This window comes from Methanocella sp., from assembly GCF_035506375.1.
GTDB lineage: Archaea > Halobacteriota > Methanocellia > Methanocellales > Methanocellaceae > Methanocella.
The window spans coordinates 25,089-32,109 of the sequence record NZ_DATJPM010000065.1; the positions used below are offsets into that span (position 1 = coordinate 25,089).

Here is a 7,021-nt window from a genome sequence, read left to right on the forward strand (position 1 = left end):
CTCACACGATCCTCGGGCCCTTAAAGTAGCCCTTCTCATGCCTGGGAGCGTTCTTTAGCGCCTCTTCCTGAGGCAGTGACTCGGATACCTCGTCCTCCCTGAAAACGTTATTGAGGCCAATGACGTGGTACGTCGGCTCTACGCCCTCGGTATTGAGGCCGTCGAGCTCTTTGAAATATTCCAGAATGGAGTTGAACTGTTGGGCGAAGCGCTCCTGCTGCGCCTGATCTAGCTCGACGCAGGCGAGGCTCGCGATGTGTTGGACGTCTTTCACGCTTATGGCCATAGTAGTTCTCCGTATAGTGACTGTAGATGATCATGAATGCCCTTAAAGTTTCTTTTCGACGCCAGCCTCTCAAGTGTTTTTTGAGTGCCTGTGCCATATTGTATGGCCTTCTTGGGCGCATACGCGACTTCCCGGGGGAGATACTTCTCGGACATTTTTCTAAGAACATATTTGCGTATATAATCCTTGCCGTCGGAATGCACTTTAAGTGACGGGACCATGCGCTGTGCCGCCCCTATGACGCCCAGGCCAAGGTAGGGGACTCTCAGCTCGACGCCGTGGGCCATGGTGGCCGCATCGTCCCTTTCCAGGTTCACTTCCGCGATGTGCTCCAGATCACGGGAGAGCACTTCCGCCAGCCTTCCCTCTCTTGCCGCGGCCTCGTGGCGGGCGTAGCCGCCGAAAAGCTCGTCGGCGCCCTGCCCTGACAATAATACCCTATAGCCATCCCTGCGGGCCCTCTCCGCAAGAATAAATAACGGTAAAGCGATGGATATCTTCACGGGATCGGCGCTCTCCACCGCATAGACGACCCGGGGCAGCGCCTCTTCCACGTCATGCTCGTCGTACTCGTAGACGACATGCCTCTTCCCGGCACCCATGAAGCTTGCGGACTTCTTCGCGGCCCGGATATCATATGAATCTTTGAGGCCCACGGTGCACATGGGAAGCCCGGAAATGGCGCCTATCAGTGCGCAATCGACGCCACCCGAGAACGCCACCGCCGCATCTTTATGCCGCCGGCGCCTTATCGACTCCGTCAGTGCATCCTCGAGGACTTTTACGGCCTCCGATTCATCTTCTATGACCGGATCACAGGGTGGCAGTCCGACTGCCTGGCGCTCCTCGCCATTATGATATACGTGTCCAGGCGCTAAGGCCCGGATGTCTTTAATGCCGATGCGCATGAGCGCTTTTCTCTCCGAGGCGAAGCCAAATCCCTGCCCATTTTTCCCGTAGTAGAGGGGCTTGATACCCACCGGGTCCCTCGCCAGCGCCAGGCTCGAGCCGTCAAAATACGCAAAGGCGTACTCGCCATCGATGGCCGCGGCCGACTTCAGGAAACCCGAGATCCCCTGTCTGAGAATGCTGGCGAGTGCCACTGTGTCGGAATCGCCCGGCTCAAAGTCGCCGAAGTTGTAGATCTCGCCGTTAAACGTGACCGCGCTGTCGTCAAAAGCTAATGGCTGCGCCGCGTCTCCCGTGACCTTCAGGTGGGCGTGGCCCATGCATATGGCGCCATGGTCCCAGATACATTCTCCATCAGGACCCCGGTGCTTAATGAGATCCATGATCTCGCATGTTCTTTGCAATGCATCATCGCCGATAAAGCCGCCAATGCCGCACATTGTCGTATGCAATTATCTGCCTCTTTTAAAAAGCTTTCTTATGGGCGGCGAGAAAGTAATATTTCATAATTATGAATAAAAGTTCGTTACTTTTTCCTGGACACGACGTAGTCGCAGAGCGCTTCGAGGCGGTCACGGGGCAGTCCGGAAGGGATCGCATCGAGAGCACGTTTAGCGTCCCCGGCTTCTTTTTTCGAGATATCGCCCGCCTTTTCAATGAACGGACCGAGCTCGGCGAGCAGCTCATCACGGCCCAGCCCCAGCATTTTTTCCCTCGGCAGGCCGTCGTTCGTGGCGAGTATCATGACCAGAGTGGGCCGGTTCATCCTCAGATCTAGAAAAGCTGGCTTCCCCATCTGCCCGGTATTCGAGATGAAGTCCAGAATATCGTCCCGTGCCTGGAACGCCAGGCCTAGATGCCTGCCGTAATCCCGCAGGGCTTCAACGTGCTTCACGTCCGCGTTGCCGACGAGCGCGCCGGACTCCGCGGACGCGCTGAAGAGCGACGCAGTCTTCTTCTCCGCGATCCGGTAGTAGTCGTCGACCGTGAACTGCTTCTTTTCCAGCTCGAGGGCTTCCCCTTCGGCCAGCCTCAGCATCGAGTTCGCAACGCAGTCGATCATCTGCTTCGTGAGCCCCAGGTCGCTGCGGGTTATCTCGCGTATAGCGAGAGAGAGCATCACGTCGCAGGCGATGAGCGCCATTTCGTTCCCCCAGCGGTTGTTGATGGTCGCTTTTCCCCGCCGTATATCCGACATATCGATGATATCGTCCAGCACGAGCGACGTGTTATGGAGCAGCTCCACCGCCATCGCAGGCGCCATCGCCCGCTCCAGTTCCCCGCCCACGGCCTCGCAGCACAGCGTGAGGACCGTCGAGCGGATGCGCTTTCCCTTCTGCGACAGCGAGTACCTGACCACTTCGGACAGCGATGCCGGCTCGATCACATAGGCAAGTACGCTCAGCCGATTGTTGATCATGGACGCCCGCTTCTCCAGCACGGCTTCAATGTCCTTGAGGGAGCTCTCCATATTATCAATCCAGTAGATTCCGCAACATGATATAATTGTTTGCTTTTGTCCGCCTGGCGAACTATCGCTTAAGGATAAATCGTAATTACTTATTATCGTCCTTTTTTGCCACCATTATAATATCGTACGTCCTATCCCTACCCGGGGGCGACATCCTGAAGTCCTCGTAGCACCTTATCTCCCCGAATCCTGTCTCATTTATCAGTTCCCGTAGCCTACCAGCTTTGATGGGGTAGTATTCAACGGTGTCGACTGCGAACTTCGGCAGGCCTCCCCGCTCGATGACCGAGAGGATGTTGAAGACGACCCTTCCCTCATAGTATTCGATGGCGAAGATGAATATATCACTGCCCGTATCGTCCCGGCGGTGCCTGGATGGTATGAACAGCTCGCGGTCCTCGTAGAGGCGGTCGAAGTTCTCGATATGAACGATGCATATCCCGCCCGGGTTGAGCGCATCGTGCATGCTTTTCAGCGCCTTCAGGATGTTGTCGTCACCGAACTCGTGCGGCAGCGAGTTTCCCATCGAGAGCACGCAGTCATACTTTTTTTTCGTGTTAATTGCTTTCACGTCGCCTAGAGCGATCATCGGCTCGAGACCCCTGGCCTTCAGGTTCTCCCTCGCCTTATTCACCATATCGGGCGAAATATCGATGCCCTCCACGTCATACCCCATCTCGGACAGCATCGCCAGATGGAACCCCGTGCCGCAAAAGCAGTCCAGCACAGAATTGACATTGTAGGTATCCAGCATATATTTAAAAAATCGCCTTTCTCTTAGTATGCGCTGCTCCCATGGCATGAACAGGTCATATTTCCCAGCAAAACCCGAGTAGAACTTGCGTAAGCTTTCGGCTTGGTCCATACAATAATAAAAAGATCATTTTCATTCAAATAGAAAACGAGCGATAAAAGCAATTATTGAATAAGTCTTATGTGTTTTTTAACAACGTGGTCGTCGAGGCATTTTGGGCGGCAATGGCATGTATGTGCCCCATATCAAAGCGCCGAGGAGGAGACTTGAACTCCTAAGGCCTTTCGACCGCTGGTTTTCGAGACCAGTCCCTTACCGTTAGAGTACCTCGGCATTCTCGGAAAACGCCCGGTATCGACTTTACGGGATACCTGACGCGCTCCCCAATTTATATGCCGGGAGTATTTATATCTTGTGTCGTCCCATATAATCATAGTGATACCCGATGCCTAACAAGTTCAGAAAGCGGAACATCGAAAGGAAAGGCACAAAGAAAGAAGAGGAAAAGGACCGGAAGCTCCTGGATAAGAACGTCGAGGGGCTGACAGACCTGGAAAAATTAAACAAGGAATACGAAAAAGAGACTGCGCCCTTTGAAGAGGGCGAGGCCGAGTCCCGCATTATCGGGCCCAAAGAGGGCGTTTGAGGCGTGAAGTTCACCGTAAAGCTTTTTGAAGGCGAGGTAAGCAGCCGGGACGTAGAGCTTCCCGACGGCGCGACTTACTTCGACCTTCTCTCCTTTTTAAGGGTCAACCCCGAGACGGTGGTCGTCTTCAGGGACGGCGTGCCAGTCGCGTTCGACGAGCAGGTCAGGCCGGCCCGCATAGAGGTCATGCGAGTCGTTTCTGGCGGGTGATATCTGACTTTTAAGCCCGTGAAGACTTTCTTAAATAATTTCTATGAATTATCGTTCTGTTTTGTTATCGAGCCTATCCCAATCTTCAAGAGGCTTAGGTCCATCTTCGCGTCCTTCGCGCACCAACCGTCTTTGCGGACTTAACCGGCTTCGCGGACCTGGATACTTCGTAGGCTTGTATTTCTCGGCGGGCTTATGGCAGAAAAGTTCCTTATATATTCTTAATTCAACAGGGCAAGCAAGTTTTAATACCTGCGGCGGGCTATACGCTAGCGGAGGAGCGCCATGTACGACGTCCATCGGATCAGGGAAGATTTTCCAGTGCTGAAGAAGGTCATCTATCTCGACAGCGCGGCCACGAGCCAGAAGCCCGTGCAGGTCGTGCGGGCCATGGACGAGTATTTCCTCGAGTACTGCGGCCCATATGGCCGGGGCGCCCACAGGCTATCTCGAGAGACCACGGAGAAGTACGAGGATGCCAGGGAAGCCGTCGCCGGGTTCATGGGAGTCCTTCCTCGCAACACCATCTTCACCAGGAACACGACGGAGAGCGTCAACATGGTCGCATACGGCCTGCCGTGGAAAAAAGGCGACCACGTCATCACGTCGGTCTCCGAGCATCATAGTAATCTATTACCATGGCAGAGGCTGAGCGATAAGGGCGTTACTATGACGGTCGTCGATACTGACGATAAGGGCGTCATCTCCGCGGACTCCGTAGAGGCCGCCATAACCGAAAATACGAAACTCATCGCCATCGGCCACATCTCTAACTTTTTTAGCGCCGTCCAGGACGTGCCGGCCATCATGAGGATCGCAAAAAAGCACGGCGTTAAGCTCCTGCTCGATGCGGCCCAGTCGCTGGGCGAGATGCAGTATGGCTTCAAGGCCTCCGACATAGATTTCATCTGTGCTCCGGGCCACAAGGGCCTGCTCGGCCCCCAGGGCACGGGCATCCTGTACTTGAAGCGCCCCGAGGAGCTGACGCCGGTTTTCGTGGGAGGCGGCACCGTCAATACCGTCACACTGAGCGGCTTCAGCTTCGACGACATCCCCTCGCGCTTCGAGTATGGCACGCCCAATATCCCGGGAGTCATCGGCCTGGGGCGGGCCGTAAAGTACGTGGAGGAGCTGGGCGTCGGGAACATCGAGTCACACCTGTCCGGGCTGGCGCAATACTGTGCGAGGCGGCTGGCGGAGGTCCCGGGCGTCGATGTCTACGGCCCTGAACACCGGGGCTCGCTGGTCTCCTTTAACGTGAAGAACATGAACTCCCACGACGTGGCCATGATACTGGATGAGACTAAGAAGATCTGCGTCCGCAGCGGCGCCCTGTGCGCCCAGACGGCGCTGGCCAGGCTGTGCATCACCGGCGCCGCGCGCGCCTCCTTCGGCTGCTACAGCACGAAGGAAGAGGTCGATACGCTAGCGGATGCGGTCGAGATGATCGCGAGGACGCTCACATAAGCTATTTCATCTTTTACTTGCAACTAAATATCGTGCATCGCCCATGCTCAAGTCCCTGGAAAAACGCAAAGAATTGCTAGGCCTCATCGAGAAGATCAGTCGGGAGAAGGGCTTTTTTGACGTCTACGACCTGTCCGGCGCCACCGGCATGCCCCGGAGCACCATCCAGGACTGGGTGAACCGCTTCGTGGACGACGGCTGCATCAGCGTGCTCCAGGAGCGCGCCGGCCGCAGGCGGGCGAAATATGCCATGCGGCGGGTCAGGAGCCTTCCCACGTCGGCGTGCAGGCGGATCTTCACGACTGTGGACGGCGATATCGTCGAGATCTTCCACGAATGCCGGAGCGAGGGCTGTATCGCCTTCTGCGAGTACATGTACGCCATCGGTAATCCACGGGTGCGGAAGAACGGCCTCATCCTTCGCCAGAAGGTAAAAGCGGGACTCGTTGCCGGTGTGCAGAACGAGTCGCTCGACCTGGAGAAGGTGGCGGTGAGCGACGGCCTGGTATACCAGTATATCCGCACGTTCGGCGGCCCGGCATACTCCCTCACCGAGATGATGGAGAGCGCCGACGGCGTGCTAGAAATAAAATATACGAAAAAAGGCAACTACACCGAGGGCATCGTCGTCACGGAGGCGCTGACGCACCTGGCCATCGCCGTAGATGACACGGACGACGCCGAATCGGGGGCGACCTTCGCGCTGACCCTGTCGCTGCTGGACCTGCTGACGTCGATCGAGGGCGTGCGCCGAATATCCCATAACGTGGGCTTCTTATACCCGGACGTCCCCATCAAGACGGCCGGTAACGCGGTGAGCTATATTGAGCTGGCCGTTAAAAAGGAGCTGGTCGAATCCGTCATCGAAAAGGCAGTCGAATACCTGCGGGCACAGACGCATTCGGATAACACCGGCATGGCCGTCAAGATCGGCCTGAAGAGCTGCCCGGAGCTTTTGAGCTTCACGAGGAAAGCCCGTAATGGCATCGTGACCGCCGAGGAGGCGCTGGCGGCCGCCAAAAAGTCTCGGGTAAGGACCTACGAGATCACTGGGCCCCGGGGCATCATCGGCGCCGTGGCATCCCTGGGCATGATCGAGTGCCCGCCTGAAAAGCTCATGGACGTCACCACCTCCATATTGCCCGATTAACCACAGGGCGCACGGAGGCACCACGGAGGGCACGGCTTATTATTCACCACGGCGACACGGCGAACACGGCGCTTTTTTATGATCGGCACGGCGACACCACGGCGACACGGTTTCCTGATAATATTATT

Annotated in this window: 8 protein-coding genes and 1 tRNA gene; 4 read left to right on the forward strand and 5 right to left on the reverse strand. The window is 56.3% G+C overall.

Annotation, left to right across the window (positions count from 1 at the left end; all coding sequences use genetic code 11):
• Window position 1: 1 nt before the first annotated feature.
• The 5 genes from gatC to VMC84_RS08795 form a co-directional block, all read right to left on the reverse strand.
• Window positions 2–286 carry an Asp-tRNA(Asn)/Glu-tRNA(Gln) amidotransferase subunit GatC gene (gene gatC, locus VMC84_RS08775; RefSeq protein WP_325379720.1) on the reverse strand — a complete coding sequence of 95 codons (285 nt, stop codon included), beginning with the start codon at window positions 284–286 and terminating at the stop codon, window positions 2–4.
• The gene (locus tag VMC84_RS08780; protein ID WP_325379722.1) at window positions 277–1,635 is read right to left on the reverse strand and encodes an asparagine synthetase B; all 1,359 of its coding nucleotides are present in this window, start codon (window positions 1,633–1,635) and stop codon (window positions 277–279) included. Before VMC84_RS08780 ends, gatC begins: the two co-directional genes overlap by 10 nt.
• Before the next feature lie 86 nt (window positions 1,636–1,721).
• The gene (locus tag VMC84_RS08785; protein ID WP_325379724.1) at window positions 1,722–2,666 is read right to left on the reverse strand and encodes a polyprenyl synthetase family protein; all 945 of its coding nucleotides are present in this window, start codon (window positions 2,664–2,666) and stop codon (window positions 1,722–1,724) included.
• Window positions 2,667–2,751: 85 nt separating this feature from the next.
• A complete protein-coding gene (locus VMC84_RS08790) occupies window positions 2,752–3,531 on the reverse strand; it encodes a class I SAM-dependent methyltransferase (RefSeq protein WP_325379726.1) in 780 nt (259 codons plus the stop codon).
• A gap of 140 nt (window positions 3,532–3,671) precedes the next feature.
• Window positions 3,672–3,753, reverse strand: a tRNA-Ser gene (locus tag VMC84_RS08795).
• Window positions 3,754–3,865: 112 nt separating this feature from the next.
• On the opposite strand from VMC84_RS08795, the gene VMC84_RS08800 reads away from it, so the two are divergent.
• The 4 genes from VMC84_RS08800 (at window position 3,866) to VMC84_RS08815 (ending at window position 6,893) form a co-directional block, all read left to right on the forward strand.
• The gene (locus VMC84_RS08800; protein ID WP_325379728.1) at window positions 3,866–4,066 is read left to right on the forward strand and encodes a hypothetical protein; all 201 of its coding nucleotides are present in this window, start codon (window positions 3,866–3,868) and stop codon (window positions 4,064–4,066) included.
• Between the two features lie 3 nt (window positions 4,067–4,069).
• A complete protein-coding gene (locus VMC84_RS08805) occupies window positions 4,070–4,276 on the forward strand; it encodes a MoaD/ThiS family protein (RefSeq protein WP_325379730.1) in 207 nt (68 codons plus the stop codon).
• Between the two features lie 285 nt (window positions 4,277–4,561).
• Window positions 4,562–5,743 (forward strand): cysteine desulfurase, encoded by a 1,182-nt coding sequence (locus tag VMC84_RS08810; protein WP_325379732.1) that lies wholly within the window; start codon window positions 4,562–4,564, stop codon window positions 5,741–5,743.
• 43 nt (window positions 5,744–5,786) lie between these two features.
• On the forward strand, window positions 5,787–6,893 hold the full coding sequence (locus tag VMC84_RS08815) for a hypothetical protein (RefSeq protein WP_325379734.1): 1,107 nt from the start codon (window positions 5,787–5,789) through the stop codon (window positions 6,891–6,893).
• The last annotated feature ends 128 nt before the right edge of the window (window positions 6,894–7,021 follow it).

Coding starts and splice junctions, on each gene's coding strand:
- VMC84_RS08790 (WP_325379726.1), bottom strand. CDS start 3,531: ATGGACCAAGCCGAAAGCTTACGCAAGTTCTACTCGGGTTTTGCTGGG.
- VMC84_RS08785 (WP_325379724.1), bottom strand. CDS start 2,666: ATGGAGAGCTCCCTCAAGGACATTGAAGCCGTGCTGGAGAAGCGGGCG.
- VMC84_RS08800 (WP_325379728.1), top strand. CDS start 3,866: ATGCCTAACAAGTTCAGAAAGCGGAACATCGAAAGGAAAGGCACAAAG.
- VMC84_RS08780 (WP_325379722.1), bottom strand. CDS start 1,635: ATGTGCGGCATTGGCGGCTTTATCGGCGATGATGCATTGCAAAGAACA.
- VMC84_RS08810 (WP_325379732.1), top strand. CDS start 4,562: ATGTACGACGTCCATCGGATCAGGGAAGATTTTCCAGTGCTGAAGAAG.
- VMC84_RS08815 (WP_325379734.1), top strand. CDS start 5,787: ATGCTCAAGTCCCTGGAAAAACGCAAAGAATTGCTAGGCCTCATCGAG.
- gatC (WP_325379720.1), bottom strand. CDS start 286: ATGGCCATAAGCGTGAAAGACGTCCAACACATCGCGAGCCTCGCCTGC.